Below are 23,952 nucleotides of genomic sequence, written 5' to 3' on the forward strand. Positions count from 1 at the left end.
AGATGATGAACTTTATACTTCGCACTTCTCTACTGCTACCTGCAATAATTTGTTCAAAAGTGACTTTGGCTGAGCAAAGTGATGACGTTCAACACGAGGCTTTAACTGTCTCTCCAAAGCAATGCACCACACTAAAACAAGGTGAAACCTGTTATCTAGACCTAGAAGTCGCATGGCGAACCAGTACTGAAAAAAGTGCCTGCCTGTTTGCTAATGCAAACAAACTGCTATGTTGGCACAACAAAAAGCAAGGTGAGTTAAAAAAACAAATCACCATGCGAAACGATTTGGTGCTCACTCTACAAACCGTGAACAAACAAGTATTGCACACACAAACAATCCGCTATGCTTGGGTTCATAAAAAGAATAACAGTAAGGCCATGCGTTGGCGCATGTTTTAATCTTATGATTTCAATCGCACTCGTTGAAGATGATAAAGAACTGGCTGAGTGGATCAGCGACTATTTGAGCGCTAAACATTATGCGGTTGAGGTCTATCACGATGGCCTGACCGCATACCAAGCGCTCTCAGTCAAAACCCCTGATTTGATTATTTTAGATGGTATGCTGCCCTCAATGGATGGCTTAGAAGTGTGTAAATTACTGCGATTAAAATCAGATGTGCCAATTATTATGCTCACCGCACGCGATGAAGAAATTGATGAAATTTTAGGGCTTGAAATGGGCGCCGATGATTACCTCACAAAACCTGTGCGCGGACGACTTCTCGAAACCCGCATAAAATCTTTGTTACGTCGAGTAACACCCAAAACGGCTGCTACAGTTGAACAAGACACCATTACCTTAGGCAATTTAGTGATCTGCAAGCCCACTCGCGCAGTCACACTCAATGGCACAGCACTTAAACTCTCAAGTAATGAATTTGATGTGTTGTGGATTCTAGCCCAGCAAGCAGGTCAAGTCGTCAGCCGTGAATCGTTTAGCCAACAATTAAGAGGGTTTGAATACGATGGTTTCGACCGCACCATAGATTTACGCATTTCAAGACTTAGAAGAAAACTCTTTGACGATGCCAGCGAACCTTACAAAGTAAAAACGATTTGGGGCAAAGGCTACTTACTTGCCGCTGAGGTGTGGCAATAATGTGGCGCTTTGCAATTGCACTGATCATGGTAGTGCTTGCAGGTAGCATCATATTGGGTCAGGTATTTAATACCTTACTTGAACAAAATCAAACACAACATAAAGCGCGCCAGTTTAGCCAAGAGCAACAAACCTTACTTGCGCAAGTAAAGCTTATTCGCTCTGCATTCGATTCAGGGATGAAAGCACACGCGCTCAATCAGTGGCTTGAACTTAACTCTAAAAATGAAGGGTTTAACTACAAGTTACAATCATTAAAAGACTACCCGCTGCCCAGCAGTTTACTCAAAAAAATACTAGTTGATGGTGCGGTATTTTTAGAGTCAAACGAAGGCTTAACGGCTTATTCGATTCTCACACAAGAGCAAGTATTGCTGGTAACTCAAACCAATATTGAACCTGAAAATCTGCAAACAGCTTGGCTATTCACTCTGATTTTTTACTCAACTCTGCTGGTTTTAATCTTACTATTTTTGGCACCATTTTTACTTCGTTTATATAAGTTACGCACTGCAGCCGTCGCTATTGGCAACGGTCAGTTAGATAAACGACTCAAGGTCGGCTCTTTATGGTATTTGAAAGATATTGAAATGGCATTTAATCAAATGGCCGAAAAACTAGGCCGTTTAATGCAAGACATTAAATTGCTATCTGGCGGATTATCTCATGAACTTAGAACTCACCTTGCGCGTGTGAGAATGGGCTTAGATACACTTTGTGAAACTGATAACCCAGAGCAAAAAGCCAAGTTCGAAACCCGTATTAATCAAAATTTAGATGATATGGAAGCACTTATTCATGCCCTACTGCACTTTGCCAGATTGCAAAACTCGCTTGATAACACAGCTAAAACTGAAGTTGATTTAAATTTAGTATTAAAGCAACAAGTTGAAAAAGCTTATGATCCGCGCTGCAAATTAATCATGGAGCAAAGCCCATGTTTTATCCAAGGAGATAAGCACTATCTCAGTTTGTTAATGAGCAACCTGCTCAATAATGCCTTAAAACATGCTCGACAACACATTGAAATTCAAAGCACCCAAGACAAGGACTTCACAACCATCACAGTGAGCGATGACGGCGAAGGTATTGCTGATACAGACAAAGAAAAGGTATTTAAACCCTTTGTGAGATTAGCCAAACAAGCAAATGATGATACTAGCGGCTACGGTGTAGGCTTAGCATTAGTCGAGCGAATTGTCAGTTGGCTTGGCGGCCAAATTACAATAGAAACCACCAAGCAGTTGGGCGGCGCCTGTTTTATAATAAGAATACCGAGAAGGCAAATAACCTAGATGCTGGATAATAAATATATCTACAGTGACTACTGTTAAAGCCAACTGCGTTGAATTCACTTGCAATAGGCTAGCTATTGACGCGTGAACTCGCCTTGCCTACAGGGAAGTAAGTACCTTAGCGATAGCAGGACGCGTGAGCGGTGTTATCCCTGAACGTTTCCGACTGCTGACTTAATAAAATTTATTAAAACAGTAGCTATTATGTCAGTAAATCTCTTAACCAAAGTTCAGGTTAAGTAACCTTACTTTTTCTGGCTGTTTGGCTACAAACCCGCCATTTGTGCTTCGGCATCAATGCCCACTTTAGCTAATCGCTCTTTTCGCCAATTTAACCACCAATATGAAGCGTGATTGGCAATAAACTCTCGGTATTCAGCTAATTCGTGACTCTCACCTTGGCTTTGCTTAAGCTCTAACAGCAATAAGGCACTGTTTAAGCTCAACCAATTCAAATGCTGGCCACGACCAATATTGAATGAGCGTTTAGCATAAGTGATGGCATTATCAATATCATCCAGTGCCCGATAATATTGTGCATGTAATAACGCAGAACGCGCAGGGTCTGTTATTTTTTCTACCACTTCAAGCGCTGCTTCAGGTTTGTCTAATTTTAAATATAACTTTGATAACTGATCTGCAGAAGAGAAAAACACCCAATAGTTTTCAGGTGTCACTGGCTTATCTAACACCTCATGGTAAAACTTAATGCGCTCTTCCTCGGTTTGGGCAAACAAGGCAAAGTGATACATAGGCAGCATATAATGAGAGCCATCTAACTGATATTCAGCCAGTAAAGTTTTCGCTTGAATAAGGTAATCCATACGTTCTTTTTTCATACCAAATTTACTGGCTTTAATGGAGAGTAAGGTGTAAGCGCGTATTTCGGCGACTGGCTTTTTGCCTAACCGAGCTAAGCTTGCAGCCTTGTATAAATAACGGTGTATCGCATCATAATCTTCTTTGGTATGCGCAATTGAATGCGCAAGTTCTGCCATCGATTTATTCACTTCTGCCTGCAAATCATAAATATGTGCATCAGACAAAAGCAACTCAGCTTGCTCATAGAATGTTTGTGCGCCAATTGGGTCCCGTTTGCCTTGGTAAAGCTGCCCTTTTAGCCACTTACCATAGGCATAGTAAAGCGGATGTTTTAACTCACTCTCGGCCAATAAAAGTTCGATATACCCACTAGCAGAATCAAATTTATCCGCTTGAATAAGTTGATATGCTAATAACGGTAAAGCATGCAGTGACTCCTCCATGGAATCATTCATTAAAGAAAGCTCAGCCGAAAGTAATGACTCACTTTTCAAAATAAAATAATCACTTTTAGCTATCTTATCTAAAAGTGTATTAGTCTGCTTCGCAAGATCAGACATAGACTGACCATACAAATAACTACTCCAACTACGCTCAGGGCCTTGTACTAGTAACTCAAGTAAATAAGGTGCCTGCTTACTCGTAGCTGAGTCGCCATTATTTTTTAAGATCCCTGTAAATACCAGCGCATTATTAACGTTCAATTTTTGATACTGCATAAATGGTGAGTTTATGAAATCTCTGGTATCTAACGCTTTGTTCTCATGCGCAAAATCAAGTTGAGCATGTAGGCTTGCTAATTCATCTTCAAAGTGTCTCGGGCTATCGGCTGTGAAAGGAATAAACTGCAAGTTACTGTGCTCGGCTTGGGTGTCACTTTCAACTCTCACTTCTTGTACTTTCAAGCCTATGCTGTTGGTATAGATACCATGCTCTGAATGATAGTAAGCTGCGCCTGAAATAAAAAAAACAACCATCAAACAAGCCATAACAATACGCTTGTCAATTGTTTTCTTTAAGTTAGTTGGCTCGACAATACTTTGAGGGACTGACTTTTTATTTTCTGATTTTTGCTCTACTTGCTGATTGGTATTTGCTATCTGAGAATGGTTAGTCGTTTTTAGTTCCTTGGATAAGGCATCAATTACAATTAACTCTAGCTGCCATTGATAGCCTTTTTTTGGAAAGGTTTTGATTGCTTCTTCGCCTAAAATTGCGCGCAATTGACTGATATTCTGAAAAACAACTTGCTCAGACACTACTTTCGAATGCCAGATTGACGTGAGGATATCTTCTTTACTGAATATTTTTTGAGGGTTGGAAATAAACAGGGCCAGTAAATTAGATTGAGTACTATTAAGCGGAATAACCTCTCCAGCTTTATATAAGACAGACTGACTCTCATCAAACTCAAAATCTAGAAACTGGATCATACTGCGCGCAACCTTTGCTTTTATACCAACCCGCTTACCTGAGGTGGTACTTTTATTTTGTCAGTGTCGAAACACGGCCCCGCTTAGTGTACGACAATCAGGGCCGAATTCAATCTAAGGTGTTTTCAATCGCTTATAAAACTGTGAAAGACTAAAGCTTTTTTACATCTAACCAATTAATTGAAAGACGTGTTCGCTCGCCAACAGGTTGAATTGTGAGTGTGTGCGTGCCTTTAGGTAAAGTCACTGGCACTGCACTGGCAGTTTGCCAACCGTTTTCACCTGTTGTAGTTATGTCTTTCAACAACTTGCCATTTAATAACACTGAAAATGTTTGTTTGTCACCACTATGAAATACCCTTGACTCAAGTGTGTACTTACCTGCTTTGTTTACCTTTATTTGGTAATCTGCACTGGTATTACGCATATTCGCAAACACCAAATCGTGTTTTGGCTCTTGAGAAGAATTTCGAACATTCACTTCAGTACCTTGACTGAATGCCTCTGCTTGAATACGAGCTGGTAGGGTATGGGTATATATGGCATTTGAATCCGCTGTATTTGAAGCAAGCCCCTCTCGCTCTCCAATTTGAGGTATCACTTTGTATCTCGCCTTATGCTTACTTAGCTTAGTATCGACATATTTTAGTCCTGAGACGCCTTCTGCAATCACTTGCTCTTCATTTGAAACCAAGTCTAAACGAGTCACTTTATAAGTTATACCAACCATATCTTGTTGATGTTGCCAGGTTAGAGTCACTCCTCGGCCTTTGTCTTTTAAAGAAAGCTTAGATACTTTACTTGGGTAATCCGCAATTTGCGCATGCACTATTTTGGCTTGCTTTTGTGCTTTTGCTAACCCGGTCACAAATTGGTCACTGCCAGCCTGTGCAGGGAGGGCTTTACCTTTTGTATCAAGTACCAAACGAAAACCTTCTATTGCCGCGATAAAATCATCAGCCATTTCACCTCTTCGGTCTAGATCTGGTACCTCCCAGTGCCAACTACTGCCTTTAGCAATACGTGAAGTACAATTAGCTTGAGTTACAGGAGCACCACCTTGGGGAAATCGCTGCTTGCCATCAACATAACAATCAGCAACTACCTCTTGAATGTTACCGAGCAAGTCATGCACACCATATTTATCAGCTTTATATAAGCCTACAGTAGAGGAAAGTATCTCTTTGTCGTTACAATCCTCAATGGTATACGATGACGAATAAGGGGCCTGATAAACTTTGCCAGTCATCGCATTTGCGTGTTGATCAGCTAAGTTAGCTATTTCACATACTTGATGACGCTTTTTGCCCTTTTCAGAGATATATTCGTCATAGCCACCTGTTCGCATCACATATAACCATTGCGCTTCTGACATAAGTCGATACTGCTTACCCGTTTTATCAGAAAGCCATTTGGCATACTCTTCAGCGCCTTTAGTACCAATACAAACTACAGGGTGATATTCAGAAAGATTGAAGAAATTGTTATCCCACGAACCATCTCGCTCACCCGCACCAAACCATCCAGGGCCAATTTCATGCATACAATTTGTTGGTGCTTCATAACCTGTATCTTCAATGAATTTTCTAAACTCTGCCACCGTGAGCTCATACTTTGCCATTTGAAAAGGCTGCATAGACACTTTATATCGACCTTCCCCTGCATGATCTTTTGCCATAAAGCTACCGGCAGGAATACTGGCTGTAGGCGGTTCGAAATATGATACTGATTGTGATTTTGCGAATGCTTGAGTACAACTCAAAGCAATGACTATTGAAAGGATCTTTTTAACCATTGTGTGCTCCGTTTACACCTGTTTTGCTGTTGAGCAAACAATAGTGAGCACACAGTTTTTAGTCTTATTATTTTTCTAAAAAATTTTTCTCTCTTTATTTAACTTTTAAATACAATAACTTTAGATTTTTTATAGCTTCTACGATGTCATAAAACTAATATAGGCTTTTCATAAACTCGTTCCGAAACCTTAGTCGAATAATAAAAGTGCGTCGTACACTGTTGAGTTTTTTACACATTTACTGCCATGTTCTACACTTAAAGCATATCTAACTATCATTATATGCTGTGGAAACTCTTTAAGGGTGCTATGAAATTAAAGACCGGATTTATCATTTCCCAAGCTAGCATTATTATCTGCTTAATCGTAACACTCGTTGGCGGGCTTTTTTTGTATCAACAGTCACAGCTTAGTAAACAGACTGACCAACACCTACTCCAATATAAAAACGCATTCACCCGCTTTCTTTACTTACAACCCGCATTTAGTCTGTATCGCTCAAAAGACATTGAGAGTGAATTAAAAAAACTTAAACACAATTATGCTTTAGCCATAATGTCTCTCAAACAACGCATTGAAGATGATGATATTGCTCTACTACTACTTAACCAAATTCAGGTAGGGGTTGGCGAATTTGAAAAAAACTTACTCGAACAAATAAAACTTCAAAGGCGCTTAGGGTTCAATGAGGACAGAGGGTTAAGAGGTTTTTTTCGTCATGCTGTGCACGAGTTACAGACCATCACTGAAAAATTAGAAGATGCCGAGTTTGAAATTCTAATTTTAGAACTTAGACGCAGAGAAAAAGACTATCTACTTCGTTGGGATCCTAAATATCTGACGCTACACACTAAACTTATTGCACAGACACAGCGATTAATTAATATCCGTTACCCCGAAAAAAGCGCTGATTTAAATTTGAGGCTCAATGAATATGCTCAAGGATTCAGTCAATATATTTATCACTTAGAGACTCAGGGACAGTTTGCTTCGCAAGGCTTAAAAGGTAAAAATAACACACTATCAGTAGAGCTGGGAGAACGTTTTGATACGCTATACCAACACCTAAATGAGCAACAAGCCGCTACATCGCAAAATTACCTTAGAAAGATTTTTTTACTTATTTTAGCAACCACCATTATCAGTCTTTCCGTTTCATTTGTGATTAACCGCAGAGTGACTTTTTCACTGATTGCTGTCACCGCATTTATCAGAAAACTGTCTAAAAACGATGATTTTAGTGAGCGATTAGAACTTGGCGGTAATGATGAACTATCCCAATTTAGTGATGACCTAGGCATATTATTAAGCCATATTGAAACACTTATAGAAAGGCTCTCGCTAGCCCAAAGTAGGCTTATCGAAGACGCCAAAATGGCCAGTTTAGGTGGCCTTGTAAAGGGCTTTGCGCACGAATTAAACACCCCCTTAGGCGTGGCCATAACCAGTGAATCTTTCCTTAGGGAGAAGGTGGGCAAGCTTAAAAATGACTTCAAACAAGGCAAGATATCGAAAGCAAACCTGCAAGTTTTATTACAGGAATTTGATGACTCACTTAATTTAATAGAAAGTAACTTAACTCGCTCTGCAGAACTCATAAGCAGCTTTAAGCAGGTTGCTTCACATCAGGAATATGATGAACTTGTCGAGTTTGATATACATGAATTTTTAGACAATCTTGTCATCAGCCTCAGGCACGAAATTGATAAGCATGATGCAAGTATTTCTCTTGATATGCCTAAAGGGATGATTATAAAAAGCTACCTCGGGGCTTTTGGGCAAATATTTACTATTTTTATCGTAAACAGCCTACGCCATGGTCAAGTTGAAGATAGATTGCTCAACATTGAAATTTCGTGCAAGTTTGTCAGTGGCGCAATCCACTTTAGATTTAGCGATGACGGCGCGGGCATAAAAGAAGAGCTTCTTGAAAAAGTGTTTGAACCCTTCGTGACGACAAAGCGAGGAGAAGGCGGAACAGGATTAGGACTAAGTATCGTGTATAACCTAGTCACCCAGCGCCTAGGTGGTCATATTGAATTACAAAGCATTGAAGGCAAAGGCATCTGTATTTATATGCATTTCAATGATATCCCATTTCGTCAGCACTTTGATTGAATTATCAAAAAGTCATAGAAGCTATGAAAAGGCCTTTATTAAACTTTGAAAGTAGCCTTCAACAGAGTCTTTTTGATGCGTATGCTGAACCAAGCAGGTATGGACCTCTGAACGCACACGCTCAGTTTGTTGATGGTATTCATAGCAGGTATTAACGGGATTAATGATAGTGCTAATATCCGTATTGATTAATATACAAGCCTGAGCAAGTACCACCTTACCACCACCACTTTTAAGTACCACTCGCTGCGCTGTTCCCACCACTTTTTTGCCTGCGATATTAAGATTGTAGTCTCCATCACAATAAGAAAACTCAGTGGCATGCACATCTACTTTCACGTTATATAGGGCAAAAAATCGAGATAGTTTGTCACAAAAATCTTGATAGGCCCTTGGTATCGAATAAGGTATTTGCTCATCCCACACATACATATGAGAAACATTAATGACTCCAGGTACTTGCGGTACCGGTGCGCCACCTGTTTTGCGACTAAACAGCTGCCACCCCATTTGAATAAGCTGTAGATGCATCCCCTCTGAGCTTTGCCATTTATTACCTGACGGCAAAACCAATGTTGGCTTATCTGGTTGCCACAAAATCAAAGCTTCATTTAACTCCCCTCTTTGCAATTGACCTAAGACTTCCGTTTCTTTTGTAAATACACTTTCAACCTGAATGTTCGGATACAATAAGAGTTTAGGTTTCATAAGCTAGTGACCATGGTTTTTGTTTATATTTTAATAGTTTCATCAGCAATATATAACAAAATAAGTCTCAGTAAAGACAGGATTGATAACACAAAAAAGCGCCCAAATTGAGCGCTAATATAAAACGGATCATGGAAGTCCATTTGTATAATTTCAAAATAAAAACAACGATTAAAACTCGTATTTTAATTTAAAACTATATGCTCTTCCTGTAAGGTCATAGGTTGCTCCCTCAATACCCGATGGCTCACTTCCAACTACTGGTGGCTCTTCATCAGTTAAATTATCAATACCAAATGAGAAAGAAAGGTTATCACTATACTGATAGACCGAGTTAAGGTCTAATCTAGAATATGAGTCTACAACTTCATCATCATTACCTTTATCTTTAACTTCATCTAACCATTGACCTCTTAATTCAAGGCTCCAATCTTCAAAACTCCAGTTTATAAAGTAAGACATTTTATATTCTGGGATCAAGCCTGCATTTGAAGAGTTATCATAAGTGCCTGAGCGGTTTACCACTTCAGCTTCAGGGTGCGCTTGGTCATTAAATTTGTCATACCAAGATAGCTCTGTTCCTATCTTCCAAAAACCATAACCAGACTCAAAACCATAATCTGCGCCAAAATCAACACCTACAACTTCTCGCTCAGCCAAATTAACATAAGTAACGTCTACCTGAGAAATGTTGCCATTAGCATCCCTAACCACTCGATTCCCTAATAAAGGGTCACCTTCAGCGTTTTTGTCTATAAAGTACTGCTTGGGATTGTCTATTGCGTTTTCTTGAGTAATATTAAAATAGTCAAAACGAAGGTTTAAACCTTCAAGCGACTCTGGACTCCAAACTACACCTGCAGTAAAGCTTTCTGATTCTTCAGCGCTTAACTGTACCGAGTTACCCGTGGTGATCGTAAGGAATTGGAATAAAGCAGGGTCAGATTGCACACTACAACCTGCTGTACTAGCTGTATTACCTGCGTCCTCAGCCGCACATGGATCAGACAAAAAGTCGAAAGACTCTGATGCACCTTGATACAACTCTTGAAGTGAAGGGGCTCTGAAGCCCGTTGAATATGTTGCCCTTAATTTCAAAGACTCACTAGGGTCGAATTCAATACCAACTTTAGGGTTTACATCTGTTCCAAAATCATTGAAATCAGAATAACGAAGAGCAAAAGTCATATTTAATTTATCAACGACAGGTACAAATGCTTCAGCATAAACCTCTTTTGAGGTTCTATCACCTGCCGTAGCTTGCAAGTTTGCACCACCTATTGTTTGGAAGTCTGAAATAAGACCATCAGGATCTTTAGAAAAGCTTTCTTTTCTATATTCCACACCAACAGCCACTGCAACAGCACCTGCATCTAGCTCAAATAAATCACCTGTTACATCAAATGCAAATGTATGAGTACGAGAACGGCCTTTCATTTGAACATCAGTTAACATGTAATTCCATTGTTCATCAGGCATCTGACCTGCTTCAGCTAAAGGGTTTATCTGAACACACCCTTCAATCTGAGCACAAATACTTTCTGGACCAACACCTAATTTTAAGTGCTCTTTATTAACCACATTCACATATGTTTGACTATATCGACTCTGTGAGCCTAATACTTTACCCGACCAACTCCAATTGTCATTAAACTCACCGTCAAGCTTTAAGACTAATCGGTCAAATTGAGTATTATGATCAAAAAATCTAGGAGCTCCAGAGTCAGTCATCCTACGACGCCAATCTTTTATATCTTGATCAAAGATATTGTACTTATTATCTTTACTCCAAGTTAAGTCTCCTACCTCAAAAGCTGCAAATATTGGTGCATATGCCCAAGTCTCAAAAATTTGAGTGTCCGAGTGAAGAAATTCAGCATTAAACAAAAGTGTATCCGAAATCTCATAATGTCCATTTGCAAACATTGAGAATCTTTGATTATCAGGAATTTCTGAAGTAACTTGCTGATAGTTATATGACTCCCAGTTTGTTGTATAACCAGACAAATCTGCAGCGCTATTTGCTCTTGTTATTGTGGCAGCATCATCAGCAACACCTGTTTTAACTATGGAGCCATCATCAAGACCCTTATAACCTGAGATTGTTGCACGACCAGAAGGAATTGCTGAAGATGGAATTGGTGTAATACTTGTTCTATTACGATTACGAGAGAAAATTGCCTGTTGCTCGTAGAAGTTTGCACCAAAAACTATTGAACCTTTATCACCAGAAATACCTGTTAATAAATTAAAGCTCCCTCTTTCCCCCCCCTCTTCTGAAGGTTTTGTATATGTATAGTCAACCATTAACCCTTCATAGTTTTTCTTAAGTATGATGTTCACTACACCCGCTATGGCATCAGAACCATAGATTGATGATGCGCCATCTTTAAGAATCTCAATTCGCTCAATGGCTGCTGGTGGAATGACATTAAGGTCGACAGAATCACCGCTTGACGCATTATTTGCTGCCCTATGCCCATTAATTAATACTAAGGTTGATGTATCTGGTAATCCCCTAAGGTTAATACTTGATGTTGGACTACCTGCTCTCGTGGTATTTGTAATACCCGTTATAGCAGGCAACTGATTAATTAAATCAGCAATATTGTCAACACCAGCCATTTCTATTTGCTCAGCATCAACTGTCGTAATAGGTGAAGCATTTTCTAAATCATGTCTTTTGATCCGCGAACCCGTAACTGCTATTCGCTCAACTTCATTTGCACCATCTTCATTTGCGATAGCAACACCGGTAGACAGCCCTGTAGTGATCACCGAACAAGCAATCGCATAATTTACTGCTTTAGCTACTTTATTATTTTGCATTATTTCATCCATATTAACTTATAGTATTTATAAAGCGCACACCCCACCCTGAGGAAGATGGCCATTAACAGAAACAATACACACCTGTTAACAAAAATAAAATATGCATATAAAGATGCACAGTCAAGACCATGAAAAAACATGCAACCACTTATTTAAAAAATATTATTGCATAAAATGCACACATATAAACCACAACAAAAATAATAAAAAAAACAAATAAAACAGCAATTTAAAAAACATCATTTTAAATAACTTTAAAAAACATCAAATAAAGCGGCTTAAACCTCTTATTTAAATAAGTCTTATATTGAAATAAAAGGGATAGTTACAATTTAAAAAAAATAATAAATTTTTTTATTTATAAAAAATTAGTAGGGAGAAATTTAAAATCAACAAGAGGAGTAACTTCAGGAATATCAATATACCCCACCACATTACTAAAACAGACCATTTCCAAAATAGGAATAATCTATGTATTTTAATTATATCTAGAACATTTTACACTTTGATTTTGTATAAATACTAGACTATCACTAAGTATTGCATCTTTTATTGGTACATTTTTAGGAAGCTACGCATGGACACAGCAACCCCTTCTTTTGGGATTTTCAGCACACTCAAAGCAAAACTCATATCAGCTTTTACTTTAATTTTATGCATTCTTGCGGTAATAGGATTGACCGCTTATTTGGCATTGACTTCCGCAGATGAAGGATTCAAAAACTATCGAGAGCTAGCAAGAGACTCTAACCTTGCGAGCACCTTACAATCGAATATGTTGATGGTACGCATGAATGTAAAAGACTTTCTTCTCACAGGTAGTGAGAAAGACCTTCGCGAATACAACCAGTACTTTGAACAAGTTGATAAGCTCATTCTCGACGCCAAACAAGAAATTAATAAACCCGAACGAGCACAGATGGTGACTAAACTCATTCAAGAAATTGAGCAGTACAATGCAACATTTGAAGTCATCAAAGCGTATCGGGTTGAGCGCAATGAGTTGGTGTTAAACCAATTAGATGTTATTGGTCCTAGAATGGAGCGTGAGCTCACACAAATTATGCAAAGCGCCGCACAATCGAATGATACGCAACTGGCTTATGTTGCTGGTGAGGCGATGCGCAACTTATTACTGGGCCGCTTATATGTTGTGAAATACCTAGAAAGTAATCAACTTTCAGCGTCTGAACGAGTCAATCAAGAATTCACTCGCTTCGAAGACCAACTCATAAATATGAGCACTTTTAGTTTGAGTACAGAAAATCAAACTAGGCTAAACAACATCAATAGTATGTTTCTTGATTACACAAATGCCTTTACTCAAGTTCAAAACCTTATTGTTGATAGAAATGACAAAGTAACCAATGTATTAGATGTCATAGGTCCGCGTTTTGCAGCTTTAGTCAGAGATTTAAGCACTTCAGTTAAGTCAGACCAAGATATTCTGGGCCCTCAATTAAAGTCCGCTAATGAACAAGCCGTATCGCAAATTTTCATTATGTTCATGGCAGCGCTTGTAATTAGTGCTGCTATTGTATTTTTCTTACTTAGAATGGTGATGAAACAACTCGGTAAAGATCCAAGTGAACTAGATAATATTGCAACCGCCATTTCAAAAGGTGACTTAGGCCAAGAATATGATGAACGAGCACCGCAAGGCGTCTTCAAATCTATGCTAGAAATGCGAGAGAGCTTAAAACTCATCCGTGAAAAAGAAGAACAAGAACGTCGCGTGGCAAGGGTTAATGCCCGTATTAAAAGTGCATTAGATAACGCCAATTCTAATGTCATGATCACCAATACTGATCATCAAATCATTTATCTGAATAGTTCAATTCAACACATGTTTGAAGAGGTTGAAACACAGCTACAGGCTGAGTTGCCTGACTTTAGTGCACATCATATTCTAAATGCGCAAATCAATGGTTTAATGCCTTACTTTGAGCAACACCTCGCACAGATTGAAAGTCTAACCACCAGCCTTGAAGAGCAATTTGTAATTGCAGGAAGAACTTTTAAATTAGTTGCAAGCCCAGTCATTGTTGAAGCACAACGTGTTGGTACGGTATTCGAGTGGCAAGATAGAACCGAAGAGCTTGCAGCGGCACAGGAGAAAGCACGTATAGCCTCTGAAAACGCGCGTGTAAAATATGCTTTAGATGGCTCTTCTGGTCAGGTGATGATTGCTGACAAAGACCTAAATGTGATTTACATGAATAGCGCCATTCATGACATGTTTAAAGTTGCCAGCCAAGATATTAAACAAGCCATTCCACACTTTAATCAAGAAGCCATGATTGGTAATCGAGTTGATACGTTTTTTGAACATTTCAACAATAAAGTAGAAGAATTCAAAACTCAAAAAGCAAGCATTGAAACTGAGTTTGTGGCTTCTGGTAGAACCTTCACAGTAATCGTGAGCCCGGTAAGTGTTGAGGGTGAGCGTGTTGGAACTGTATTAGAGTGGCAAGATAGAACTGACTGGTTAGCTCAAGAACGTGAAAAGACACGTATCGCTGCCGAAAATGCCAGAGTGAGATATGCCCTTGATAGCGTCTCGGGCAATGTCATGATTGCAGACAAAAACCTTGATATCATTTATGCAAACCAAGCGCTTAAGAGCACCATAGAAAGTGCTGAGCGCGATATTCAAGCCCATATAGGCCAGTTCGATGCCAACAACCTAATTGGCTTCCCTGTTGATCAATTCTATTTAGAACCTGAACAACAACGTGTTTTGTTTAATAACTTGTCTCATGCTCACAACAGTACTGAATACATTGGTGAACGCGTCTTCTCTGTAACTTCTAACCCTATTTTCGTAAATAACGAACGTATTGGCACTGTACTCGAGTGGACCGACAGAACCGCAGAAGTAAATATTGAAAAAGAAATAGACAACTTAGTGCAATCTGCCGCACAGGGTGACTTAAGTCAGAAACTATCTTTACAAGGTAAGACAGGCTTCTTTGAAAAACTCAGTACTGGTTTAAATGATCTAGTGTCTACCGTGGAAGTTGCACTTGATGACGTTACAAAAGTGCTAAGTGCATTAGCTCAGGGCGACCTAAGTAAACGTATCACCAACGATTACGAGGGCTCTTTTGGTCAGCTAAAACAAGATACCAATAGCACAGCTGATAAGCTGACCGAAGTCATCGAAAACATCACCCATGCCTCTGGCAGTATTTCACAAGGGGCGAATGAAATCGCTCAAGGTAATGCAGATTTGAGTCAACGTACTGAAGAGCAAGCCAGTAGCCTAGAGGAAACCTCGGCAAGTATGGATGAAGTCACCGAGATAGTTCGTCAGAGCTCTGAAAAAGCCGAAGATGCGAATGCGCTTTCAATGACGGCAGAAGACAAAGCCAGTCATGGCGGTGAAGTCGTAAAACAAGCCGTCAGCGCAATGCGTGAAATCAATCAGTCGAGTAAACAGATCACCGAGATCATCAGTGTAATTGATGATATCGCATTCCAAACTAACTTACTTGCCTTAAACGCTGCAGTAGAAGCAGCCCGAGCAGGTGAACAAGGTCGAGGGTTTGCTGTGGTTGCCGGTGAAGTACGTAACCTAGCCCAGCGCTCATCAAATGCAGCAAAAGAAATCAAAGATCTGATCAGAGACAGCCAATCTAAAGTTGAAGAAGGCACTGACTTTGTAAATCGCTCTGGCGATACCTTAAGTGAAATCGTTGAAGCCACCAGCAAGGTACGCGTCATGATGGCAGAGATTGCCCAATCAGCAAGACACCAATCAGAAAGCATTATGCAAATAAATACTGCGATTACTCAGATGGATCAGATGACACAGCAAAATGCAGCACTGGTTGAGGAAGCAGCCGCCGCTGGTGAAGCTATGGCAGAGCAAGCGCAAATGATGAACCAAACGGTCGAGTTTTTCTCCCTAACCGAGGGTAGTGCTTCATCTGTGGCTTTAGAGCAAACCTATCTACCCGATGAGCGTTACTTGCCAAATTTGGCTTAATGATTAACGAGCATTAAAGGGCTGCTTTTGCAGCCTTTTTCATACCCAATTTGAAACATTTAGAAATACTTTTTCCATATTGCTAGCAGTCAGTTAGGCGTACAATAATCTCAAGTTGTGCAAGGTTATAACGACCTGAACATCATGTAAGTAAATCTGATATTTACAAAGGATTGTGCTCAGCTCTTTATAACTTTTTAAAGGGCACAACTATGATTAACACGCATCCCAATATTGTCATCATCGGCGGCGGCGCTGGCGGCCTAGAACTGGCAAGTAAATTAGGGAATAAACTCGGGAAGTCTCGTCGCGCAAATATTACTTTAATCGATAAAAACCGTACACATATCTGGAAACCGCTCTTACATGAAGTGGCGACAGGCTCACTCGACACAAGCTTAGATGGTGTCGTTTATTCTGCCCATGCTGCTCGGCATGGATTTCAGTTTATTCTCGGTGAATTCATTAACTTAGACGCAGAAAAACAAGCGATATACCTTAAAGAGCAGTATGATTCAGACGGTGAATTAATTTTGCCGCAACGTACCGTTCATTATGATGAGTTAATCATCGCCATAGGGAGTGTCAGCAATGACTTTAATACGCCTGGTGTTAGCAAACATTGCTATTTCTTAGACTCTCACCAGCAAGCCGAGCGCTTTCAACATGCGCTACTTAACTGCTTCACACGTGTACACCAAGCAGCAAGCCAATTACCTGAAGAACAAAACCGTCTTTCTATCGCCATTGTTGGTGGTGGGGCAACCGGTGTTGAACTTAGCGCCGAACTTGTTCATGTCGCTCAACTTCTAAAGCACTATGGTATGAGTGCGTTTACCAGCACCAAGCTCACCATTCATTTAATCGAAGCCGGGCCAACTATACTACCCGCCCTTCCCAGCAGAATAAGTAACTCTGCGCGAGACGAGTTGCGTCATTTAGGTGTAAATATCTTAGAAGGCACTAAAGTTAGCAAAGCAACTTCTGAGGGCTTTATCACCGATGACAATACCTTGATCCAAGCCGATTTAATGCTCTGGGCGGCGGGCGTAAAAGTGGCTGACTTTATTAAAAACCTCGATTGTTTTGAATTCACTCGCAACAATCAAATTATAGTAGACGAATATTTACAAGCAAAAGGCACTTCACACATCCATGTATTGGGTGATGCTTGTGCCTGTGAGCAAGAAGATGGCATCTTCGTGCCACCTCGCGCGCAAGCTGCACACCAGATGGCGAGTAATGTCGCGCACAATATTTTAGTGAAGTTCACAGGCAAAGCGCCAAAAGCTTTTGTTTATAAAGACCACGGATCACTGGTGAACCTTTCTCGCTTCAGTGCAGTAGGAAGCTTAATGGGTAATCTGACGAACAACACCATGTTTATCGAAGGTAATTTAGCGCGGGTGATGTATTTATCACTTTATCGTATGCATCAAAATGCCATTCACGGTCCAGTTAAAACCGCTGCACTTTGGTTATCTGAAAAATTACTGCGTATTGTGCGACCTAAAATGAAACTACATTAATATAACAGCAAGCAGCCTCAAAACTTTTAAAGTTCAGGCTGCTATCGTTTTGCACTGTTTTTATACTTTTTTATTGTGCTTCGGCCAGCGCTAGCACCTCATTTAATGCTGAAACAGAAAACCCTCTGTCGTAGAAGTAGATAATTTTGCCGTTTTTATCGAGTAGCATCACTCTGGCGTTATTCGGATTTTCATTACCTGTAAACGCTTGGATTTTTTCACCGTCTTCATAAATGGTGATCACCCCACCCCATAGCTCTTTAGGAATTCCACGACGCATGCCCTCATCGATTTGTGTGCTAAACATTCTCGGGAACATGCCAGCAATGGTTGGTAACTCATATGCTTTAATATCAGCGCCTTTCATATCCAGACCAATCAACCAACGGTCAATGTCGAACTGACTGTCCTGCTTGTAGCCAACCAAAAATATCGCAACTTCACCTTTAACAAAATCAGGTAGGTTAATACGCTCCTTTTCTAGGCTTCCACCTGAAACACTAGGAAAAGCTTTTCCTGTGACATCTTGGTTTGGGTATTGGGCTGCACACCCAGTTAATAGAACTAATACAAATATGAGTAAAAAATGTTTCATCAATTTAATGTTCCTTTTTTGGTTTTACTGAAACTGCTTAGCAATCACATCCAGCTTTTTCAAAAATTCTTCTTTTAATTTACTGTGCTCGTATTCAAGGTCATATTTGTTATGAAACCCAAAACGGAGCAGCACCCCATTACCCTGCAAATAGATGGTATAGCCATCGATGTCAGAGAACGCCGTGATCCCTTCTAAATGCTTGCCCTGTTCGTATGGCTCACCATGTTGTTGAATATGCTCATATACACGCAAAATATGTTTTGACTCTAAATTATTCTTCATATGCCGACCTTATTGCATTCATTACTCATTTTTACGTCTTACACAGACATTAAGTTTAATCTTATTTTGCTTTCACATTGTTTTCACACCTGACTTGCGACCATCAAGTAAAATTAAGGAGCAAAGCCATGCGAACTATCTTTCAACTTTTACTACTTATTTGGTTATTATTTTTAAGCAATCAAACCAATGCAGCACAATTTGAAGCGTCACACTTAAAGTCTGTCGTTCAGAATGCGATCCAGAGAATTAAAGACATCGACAAAACAAAGTGGGCGTTTGAGCTACACAGCTTTGAGAACGAAGAAGGAGAAATCACAGACTATACAGCTGCATTTAATGGTGCACTTCCCGAAGGTCAAAAGTGGCAGCTGCTCACCAAAGATAAAAAGCCTGCGACCGACAAACAAAAACGCGCTTTTATAAAACAACGAAATAAAGACAAGAAAACCTTCAGCATTAAACTTGAGCAGCTCATTACTTTAGATTCATTACAATTACTCGATTCAGCAAACGAGGCACTCACGGCAAGTTTTGATGTCAACATTCCAAAACTCGGTGATGACGCCATTGGTAAGCTAAAAGGCACATTAGTCGTCTCGCCAAAAAATCAATTACTTAAGCAAATTACCATCACGAATTTAGCTGAGTTCAGCCCTATGGCCATGACAAACATAGAAAAATTTAAGATGGTTTTAACCTTTACCGAAGTGTCGGGGCAAGTACTACCTATAAATGCAGAAATGACGATGCGCGGCACCTTTGCTGGCTTCATGGAACTCAATGAAACCTCAAAAGATAGTTATATCAAATATAAACTTTTAGAATGACGACGAACTTGTAATACAAATGTATAAAGAATAGATTTGTTTTAATAGAATCAATTATTTAACATATCTACCTAGTTTAAAAAAAGGAAACACACGCATGATGCAAAAAAAGTCAAAAGTAGGTAGTACCATTGGCTCTATTATAGCTTTAGGAGTTTTTCTATTGTTTGCCGCAACCTCGTGTACAAATCCAAGTACACCCGCGGGCCATGAAGGTTATGTATACGAGCAACCAAGATTTTTTGGTTCTGGCGGATATCAAGGCAGCTTGATTGGACCCAGTAACTACGGCTTTTCTTTGCTGAGAAATAAAGTACTGAATGTCGATATGAGGCCAAATACATACACTGAACGCTTTAATATTTTGGCAAATGATGACCTTAATATTAGCTTCGACTTTCATGTTGTTATTTCAATAAAATCAGGCGCAGTTAAAGATGTTGTAGAAAGTTTTGGAAGTGACAATTGGTATGAAAGGTATGTCAAAGAAACTTTCAGAACTTTTGTACGCGATGCTGTGCAACAATACGACAGCAGAGAGCTTAAGGCTAAACGCGAACAAATAGCGCAACGAGTGACATCTAAATTAAAAGCATATTTGGATAACACCCCATTTGACGTGAAACAAGTAGTTATTGGCAATATTAATTACCCTGAGATTGTTGCCAATGCCGTTGAGAAAAAGTTAGCAGCACAACAGTTATTGGCCGAGAAAGAAACCCAAAAAGCAATAGCGCAAAAAGATGCTGAAATTAGAATTGAAGAAGCAAAAGGTATTGCTGAAGCACAAAAAATAATTAACGCAACTTTAACGCCTAATTACCTACAATTAGAAGCTATAAACGCACAGTTAAAAATGGCTGAATCACCAAATCATTCAACCGTTTATATTCCTGTTGGCACAAATGGCATTCCACTTGTTAAAGGTACTCAATAGTTCTAAATTAGAGTTTAACCTTGCCTATAACTACCCGGTGGTTGACCAAACCACTGGGTAAACGCTCTGATAAATGAGTTAGTCTCTTGATACCCCAATAAAAAAGCTATTTCGCCTAAAGATAATTTAGATTCGTGTAGGTAATGGCTCGCCAACTCTGCTCGAATTGATTGTAAAAGGTCATTAAAATTACTTTTCTCAGCGCTTAATTTACGTTGCAGTGTGCGTTTGCTCATGGCTAGCTTTTCAGCAACATATTCAATTGCACTGTGCCCTGCTGGTAATGCCTCTAACAATACTGCGGTGACTCGTTCAGCCATAGTCGCTGTCGCATCTAACTCATTTAATTTTTGTTGCAGCTCATCAGCAAAAAATGCCCACATCGGCGCATTAGCAGTTAAAAAGGGTCTATTTGTATCCTCATGACTAAAATGTATTTGCACTGATGGGCCCTGAGTTAACTTACACCCAAAGTAAGCTTGGTATTCAGCTAAGTTCTCAGGTAACTCAGGCAATTGAACAAACAAAGGCTCTATGAAGTGGCGAGTTGTCAAGCGTGCAAGTTGAGTAAAAAACACCAATTCTAATAAACCGACGCTTTTAGGTAATGAACTTGGATAGCCATAACAACTTACCGTCAATTCAGTCCATTTTGCTGTCTCTTTAATATCCATCATCATTGGGCCAATGAGAGGCTTGTACTGCTGTAAACGCTTTAGAGCAGTATTCAGATTAGGACTGCAAACCGCTGCAAAAAGAGGCGCATCAAAAGCTTCAACCGATAAATGTTCAGCCAGTAATAACGGCAGACTTCTCTCTCCTGCCGCCAGCTCAATACCGTGCCATAGACTAAAATACCCTTCAACGGACAAGGTTGCATTTGGGCGGGTAAATAGATCCGCGGGCAATTTAGCCAAAGCCAACACCATGCTCGGTTCGAGCTGCATGTCTTTGAGTAAAACTTGCCAAGTAGGAGAAATAGTAAATTGCTTTGCCCGCTTCATACAAGCCTCTTTATGCTGTTTTTTCCATGGATTGACGAGATAACTTTAATACCAATTTTCGAGGTAAAAACGGGATCACCCAATTTAATAAAAACTTCAATCCAGCCTCATTAAAAGCCAGTAAGTCGCCGCGATGCATCGCATTATAGCCACATTCAGCAACTGAACGTGCCGATCTTGCGTTATTAAATACTTCAACACCATTTAAATCACCTGTCGATGCAAATTCAGTCGCCACAGGTCCAGGGCAAAGTGCTGTCACTGTAATGTTATGCTCAGCTAACTCTTGCGAAATCGCCTGTGAGAAAGATGTCACGAATGCTTTAGTTGCATAATATATCGCTTGCAACGGACCTGGAATAAATGAAGCTGTAGACGACACATTCAAGATTTTACCTTGCTTTCGGCGGATCATACCTTGAGTGAAATAGTGAGTGAGTTCTACCAATGCATTCATATTCACTTGCATCATTGCTTGATCAGCATGCAATGCACGTTCTGCAAATTTACCATGACCGCCAAAACCAGCATTATTAATCAGTGTATCAACCTCAATGCCTAACTGCTGAGTTTGGTTGAAAACATGCTCTGCCGCATTCTGCTCAGACAAATCCGTTGGTAAGACTGTAACCTGCACTTTATGTTCATTGCGTAATTGTTCGGCCAGTTGTTCAAGTTTATCAGCCGATCGTGCCACTAAAACAAGATCACCGCCTTTTTCAGCGTGAAGCTTTGCTAGCTCCAATCCAATACCACTAGAAGCCCCTGTAATTAGTGCCGTGTTATGCATATTTGCCATTTTAGTTCTCCTACCAAATCTATGTGCTTTGTTGATAGGGTTAGTTTAGGTAATCATAACGCGCCACACACTAGCGAAAAGTGACAACCCACTATCAGATAATGCCAAGCAAGAAAAAAGGCAGCCTAGTGCGATAGACTGCCTTGATACCAACCCTTTTTAATACTTAATCATTTTGAGGGACTAAAACTGACGCTAACTTCGTTAAAAATCTTTTATTGAGAACAACATGTAAAATTTATACGCCTATAATGTGTTTCAAAGGTTCAGCAACATGAGCAATTTCGTTTATGCTTTTCCATCTTACCCACCCCAGGATTAAAGCGGTTGGTCGGGTCTAATGAGCGATAAAATGCTTTTACATCTTCTTCGGCTTCATAAAGATGACCGACATTGTGCTCAGCAGGGTACTTAGCTCCTCGAGAATCAAGTAGAGCCAACATTTTCGCTTTCACTTTCTTAGCATCCGCGCCTTTTTTCAGCACATAGTCTTGATGAAATACATGGCAGAAGAAATGCCCATAATAAAGGCGCTTATCGACCTGACTAGCAATGTCTTCTGGCAACTGCTCAACCCAATCAAAGTCATTTCTTCGTAGAGCAATATCGAGCGCTAAAATGTCTCCAACTTTATCTTCATGCAATGCTTGATAGCGAATAGCAGCACCTGCCGCTGCAAAACGTTGTAAATACGCCTTGCTTGCCTCGTCAGTAGTGCATTCAAAATACCCTCCCGTTTGCGGGTTTTGAGTAAAGTATGACTGTAGAAATTGTTTGGCTTCGGCAATACCACCATCACTCATTTTTAAGATTAAGTGATGCTCATAATTATCTCTAAATTCGAGCATGCGCTTGGGTAAATGCTGAGGGAATAAGTAGCTTGCCAACTGCATCACCTTGTCGGTGAAATTGCTTGGCATAAAGCGCCACTTTTTAAAAGTCGCATCTAATCGCCCTTTTAAGGCAAATAACTTAGGTAATCTATCGGTACCTAAGTGCTGAATACTTAAGAAAGTATCTTTGCCATATTTTTCTGCGATATCGAAGATTTCGCGGTGCAGGTATTCCCCCACCTCTGGCAAATTTTGAAATTCAGATAATATGTGACGTCTTAAATCGCTTAAAGTTTTAGGTTCATTAGTACCAATATAGAATGTCTGTTCTTGATTTGGTACTTCAAAGGTATCTAGACGTACAGCAAATACAGCTATTTTACCTGCACAGCCACTGGCCTCATAAAGTTTTGAGGTATCGGCATTAAAACGACTTGGCGTATCAGCATCTACATCGCGTAATAAACCTTCATAGTCTGTCGCACTGGCAGATTTATTGGTAACCAGGTTGTTATGAGCGAAGTTACCCGACATCAGGTTCTTTAAGATCTCTTCAGGGGTGTCACCCAATCCAATACCTAAGTGATTCACTAAATGCAATTGGCCTTTTTCATCTACGCGGGCAAAGAGTGACAACTCAGTATAAGCTGGCCCACGCTTTACCAATGCCCCACCTGAGTTGTTGGCCACTCCGCCAACAATCGATGCCCCTAAACAAGAAGAGCCAATCACCGAGTGCGGCGCTCTTGCTAAAAGTTTCAAAGTTTTTTCTAACTTATGTAACGTAGTGCCGGGAAAGCTCAACACTTGCTTACCCTGCTCTAAAACCACTAAGTCGTTCATCGCCAAGGTATTAAAGATCACGATGTCTCTATCATAGCCGTCACTCGAAGGCGTTGACCCTTCGGTTAGACCGGTATTGGCCGCTTGCATTATCATTATGCAGTCAGCTTCAACACAGAGTTCTAACGCATGCCAAAATGCCAAAATGCCAATAAGTTTTGCGGAAATAGAACAGCCAGCGCACTACCGCCACCCCGTT

17 protein-coding genes are annotated in these 23,952 nt (G+C 40.0%); 8 read left to right on the forward strand and 9 right to left on the reverse strand.

The window, feature by feature from the left end:
• The first annotated feature begins 2 nt into the window (after positions 1 to 2).
• The 3 genes from ACGHEH_RS15845 to ACGHEH_RS15855 are packed head-to-tail and all read left to right on the forward strand — an operon-like array spanning position 3 to position 2,399.
• Complete coding sequence (locus tag ACGHEH_RS15845) at positions 3 to 401, forward strand: DUF3019 domain-containing protein (RefSeq protein ID WP_390447156.1); 399 nt, start codon at positions 3 to 5, stop codon at positions 399 to 401.
• A 4-nt stretch (positions 402 to 405) separates the two neighbouring features.
• The gene (locus tag ACGHEH_RS15850) at positions 406 to 1,104 is read left to right on the forward strand and encodes a response regulator (RefSeq protein WP_390447160.1); all 699 of its coding nucleotides are present in this window, start codon (positions 406 to 408) and stop codon (positions 1,102 to 1,104) included.
• Positions 1,104 to 2,399, forward strand: a complete 1,296-nt coding sequence (locus ACGHEH_RS15855) for an ATP-binding protein (RefSeq protein WP_390447162.1) — start codon at positions 1,104 to 1,106, stop codon at positions 2,397 to 2,399. The genes ACGHEH_RS15850 and ACGHEH_RS15855 overlap by 1 nt, the downstream gene beginning before the upstream one ends.
• Before the next feature lie 266 nt (positions 2,400 to 2,665).
• Here ACGHEH_RS15855 and ACGHEH_RS15860 read toward each other — a convergent pair whose 3' ends face one another.
• A complete protein-coding gene (locus tag ACGHEH_RS15860; protein ID WP_390447165.1) occupies positions 2,666 to 4,654 on the reverse strand; it encodes a winged helix-turn-helix domain-containing protein in 1,989 nt (662 codons plus the stop codon).
• A 151-nt stretch (positions 4,655 to 4,805) separates the two neighbouring features.
• Positions 4,806 to 6,449 (reverse strand): SUMF1/EgtB/PvdO family nonheme iron enzyme, encoded by a 1,644-nt coding sequence (locus ACGHEH_RS15865; RefSeq protein ID WP_390447168.1) that lies wholly within the window; start codon positions 6,447 to 6,449, stop codon positions 4,806 to 4,808.
• A 309-nt stretch (positions 6,450 to 6,758) separates the two neighbouring features.
• On the opposite strand from ACGHEH_RS15865, the gene ACGHEH_RS15870 reads away from it, so the two are divergent.
• Positions 6,759 to 8,567, forward strand: coding sequence for a sensor histidine kinase (locus tag ACGHEH_RS15870; RefSeq protein ID WP_390447172.1), 1,809 nt, complete (start codon positions 6,759 to 6,761; stop codon positions 8,565 to 8,567).
• 21 nt (positions 8,568 to 8,588) lie between these two features.
• Here ACGHEH_RS15870 and ACGHEH_RS15875 read toward each other — a convergent pair whose 3' ends face one another.
• Both ACGHEH_RS15875 and ACGHEH_RS15880 read right to left on the reverse strand, forming a co-directional pair.
• Positions 8,589 to 9,275 (reverse strand): biotin/lipoate A/B protein ligase family protein, encoded by a 687-nt coding sequence (locus tag ACGHEH_RS15875; RefSeq protein ID WP_390447175.1) that lies wholly within the window; start codon positions 9,273 to 9,275, stop codon positions 8,589 to 8,591.
• Positions 9,276 to 9,446: 171 nt separating this feature from the next.
• A complete protein-coding gene (locus tag ACGHEH_RS15880) occupies positions 9,447 to 12,104 on the reverse strand; it encodes a TonB-dependent receptor (protein WP_390447178.1) in 2,658 nt (885 codons plus the stop codon).
• Positions 12,105 to 12,684: 580 nt separating this feature from the next.
• Between ACGHEH_RS15880 and ACGHEH_RS15885 the strand changes: the two genes are divergently transcribed.
• Both ACGHEH_RS15885 and ACGHEH_RS15890 read left to right on the forward strand, forming a co-directional pair.
• On the forward strand, positions 12,685 to 16,098 hold the full coding sequence (locus ACGHEH_RS15885; protein WP_390447181.1) for a methyl-accepting chemotaxis protein: 3,414 nt from the start codon (positions 12,685 to 12,687) through the stop codon (positions 16,096 to 16,098).
• Positions 16,099 to 16,310: 212 nt separating this feature from the next.
• Positions 16,311 to 17,627: an NAD(P)/FAD-dependent oxidoreductase gene (locus ACGHEH_RS15890; protein WP_390447184.1), complete on the forward strand. Its 1,317-nt coding sequence runs from the start codon at positions 16,311 to 16,313 to the stop codon at positions 17,625 to 17,627.
• A gap of 70 nt (positions 17,628 to 17,697) precedes the next feature.
• Here ACGHEH_RS15890 and ACGHEH_RS15895 read toward each other — a convergent pair whose 3' ends face one another.
• Both ACGHEH_RS15895 and ACGHEH_RS15900 read right to left on the reverse strand, forming a co-directional pair.
• Positions 17,698 to 18,225 (reverse strand): hypothetical protein, encoded by a 528-nt coding sequence (locus ACGHEH_RS15895; RefSeq protein ID WP_390447187.1) that lies wholly within the window; start codon positions 18,223 to 18,225, stop codon positions 17,698 to 17,700.
• A 21-nt stretch (positions 18,226 to 18,246) separates the two neighbouring features.
• On the reverse strand, positions 18,247 to 18,507 hold the full coding sequence (locus ACGHEH_RS15900; protein ID WP_058029052.1) for a DUF3081 domain-containing protein: 261 nt from the start codon (positions 18,505 to 18,507) through the stop codon (positions 18,247 to 18,249).
• Between the two features lie 128 nt (positions 18,508 to 18,635).
• Between ACGHEH_RS15900 and ACGHEH_RS15905 the strand changes: the two genes are divergently transcribed.
• Together ACGHEH_RS15905 and ACGHEH_RS15910 are read left to right on the forward strand one after the other, a co-directional pair.
• Positions 18,636 to 19,337: a hypothetical protein gene (locus ACGHEH_RS15905; protein WP_390447191.1), complete on the forward strand. Its 702-nt coding sequence runs from the start codon at positions 18,636 to 18,638 to the stop codon at positions 19,335 to 19,337.
• A gap of 97 nt (positions 19,338 to 19,434) precedes the next feature.
• On the forward strand, positions 19,435 to 20,274 hold the full coding sequence (locus ACGHEH_RS15910; RefSeq protein ID WP_058029050.1) for an SPFH domain-containing protein: 840 nt from the start codon (positions 19,435 to 19,437) through the stop codon (positions 20,272 to 20,274).
• A 14-nt stretch (positions 20,275 to 20,288) separates the two neighbouring features.
• Here ACGHEH_RS15910 and ACGHEH_RS15915 read toward each other — a convergent pair whose 3' ends face one another.
• The 3 genes from ACGHEH_RS15915 to dld form a co-directional block, all read right to left on the reverse strand.
• A complete protein-coding gene (locus ACGHEH_RS15915; protein WP_390447194.1) occupies positions 20,289 to 21,278 on the reverse strand; it encodes an AraC family transcriptional regulator ligand-binding domain-containing protein in 990 nt (329 codons plus the stop codon).
• 10 nt (positions 21,279 to 21,288) lie between these two features.
• Positions 21,289 to 22,077, reverse strand: a complete 789-nt coding sequence (locus ACGHEH_RS15920; RefSeq protein WP_390447197.1) for an SDR family NAD(P)-dependent oxidoreductase — start codon at positions 22,075 to 22,077, stop codon at positions 21,289 to 21,291.
• 266 nt (positions 22,078 to 22,343) lie between these two features.
• Positions 22,344 to 23,897, reverse strand: coding sequence for a D-lactate dehydrogenase (gene dld, locus ACGHEH_RS15925; protein ID WP_390447200.1), 1,554 nt, complete (start codon positions 23,895 to 23,897; stop codon positions 22,344 to 22,346).
• Between the last annotated feature and the right edge of the window lie 55 nt (positions 23,898 to 23,952).

The sequence above is a fragment of the Pseudoalteromonas sp. MTN2-4 genome (genome assembly GCF_042848605.1).
Lineage (GTDB): Bacteria > Pseudomonadota > Gammaproteobacteria > Enterobacterales > Alteromonadaceae > Pseudoalteromonas.

Excerpts from the sequence above, each read along its gene's own strand:
- ACGHEH_RS15910 (WP_058029050.1), top strand. The coding sequence starts at position 19,435 with ATGATGCAAAAAAAGTCAAAAGTAGGTAGTACCATTGGCTCTATTATA.
- ACGHEH_RS15905 (WP_390447191.1), top strand. The coding sequence starts at position 18,636 with ATGCGAACTATCTTTCAACTTTTACTACTTATTTGGTTATTATTTTTA.
- ACGHEH_RS15880 (WP_390447178.1), bottom strand. The coding sequence starts at position 12,104 with ATGCAAAATAATAAAGTAGCTAAAGCAGTAAATTATGCGATTGCTTGT.
- ACGHEH_RS15915 (WP_390447194.1), bottom strand. The coding sequence starts at position 21,278 with ATGAAGCGGGCAAAGCAATTTACTATTTCTCCTACTTGGCAAGTTTTA.
- ACGHEH_RS15920 (WP_390447197.1), bottom strand. The coding sequence starts at position 22,077 with ATGGCAAATATGCATAACACGGCACTAATTACAGGGGCTTCTAGTGGT.
- ACGHEH_RS15875 (WP_390447175.1), bottom strand. The coding sequence starts at position 9,275 with ATGAAACCTAAACTCTTATTGTATCCGAACATTCAGGTTGAAAGTGTA.
- ACGHEH_RS15845 (WP_390447156.1), top strand. The coding sequence starts at position 3 with ATGATGAACTTTATACTTCGCACTTCTCTACTGCTACCTGCAATAATT.
- ACGHEH_RS15865 (WP_390447168.1), bottom strand. The coding sequence starts at position 6,449 with ATGGTTAAAAAGATCCTTTCAATAGTCATTGCTTTGAGTTGTACTCAA.
- ACGHEH_RS15860 (WP_390447165.1), bottom strand. The coding sequence starts at position 4,654 with ATGATCCAGTTTCTAGATTTTGAGTTTGATGAGAGTCAGTCTGTCTTA.
- ACGHEH_RS15850 (WP_390447160.1), top strand. The coding sequence starts at position 406 with ATGATTTCAATCGCACTCGTTGAAGATGATAAAGAACTGGCTGAGTGG.
- ACGHEH_RS15885 (WP_390447181.1), top strand. The coding sequence starts at position 12,685 with ATGGACACAGCAACCCCTTCTTTTGGGATTTTCAGCACACTCAAAGCA.
- ACGHEH_RS15890 (WP_390447184.1), top strand. The coding sequence starts at position 16,311 with ATGATTAACACGCATCCCAATATTGTCATCATCGGCGGCGGCGCTGGC.
- ACGHEH_RS15855 (WP_390447162.1), top strand. The coding sequence starts at position 1,104 with ATGTGGCGCTTTGCAATTGCACTGATCATGGTAGTGCTTGCAGGTAGC.
- ACGHEH_RS15900 (WP_058029052.1), bottom strand. The coding sequence starts at position 18,507 with ATGAAGAATAATTTAGAGTCAAAACATATTTTGCGTGTATATGAGCAT.
- ACGHEH_RS15870 (WP_390447172.1), top strand. The coding sequence starts at position 6,759 with ATGAAATTAAAGACCGGATTTATCATTTCCCAAGCTAGCATTATTATC.